The organism is Clostridioides sp. ZZV14-6345 (genome assembly GCF_020657775.1).
GTDB classification, from domain to species: Bacteria; Bacillota; Clostridia; order Peptostreptococcales; family Peptostreptococcaceae; genus Clostridioides; species Clostridioides difficile_D.
The window spans coordinates 1-390 of sequence record NZ_JAGWCX010000195.1; the positions used below are offsets into that span (position 1 = coordinate 1).

The following is a 390-nucleotide window of genomic DNA, read 5'->3' on the forward strand; positions in this document are numbered from 1 at the left end:
TATCTAAACGATAGAATCATAGGTGGTTACAAAGCCAAGCTACTTGGGCAGTGTCTTCGCCACTACTACCTTATATTAATGCTTTCAAATGTGAACCAGATGCTATGAATATTGCTTCAGTAGCTGTCAGAGATAAATCACCTATAGTATTAACTGATGGGAAAAGTGTGCCATTTAATACTACTAGAATAGAAAGTTATGTAATAGGTGTGACTTCATCAATGAGTGGTAGTTTAGTAAAGGTGAGCAAAATAGCATTTACAAAGTAGCGATTGTAGGCAAAAAGATAGAAATTCTATAAGTTAATATAAATACTTTATAATTCGTCAAATGTTAAATTTTTTAACATAATACTATTTAAATGTAGATAAAACTAAAAAGGGTTTTCTA

At 30.5% G+C, this 390-nt stretch carries 1 pseudogene; it reads left to right on the forward strand.

The window, feature by feature from the left end:
• Nucleotides 1–77: 77 nt before the first annotated feature.
• A pseudogene (locus KGF39_RS19540) lies at nucleotides 78–239 on the forward strand (cell wall-binding repeat-containing protein); the annotation flags it as partial.
• Nucleotides 240–390: the final 151 nt, after the last annotated feature.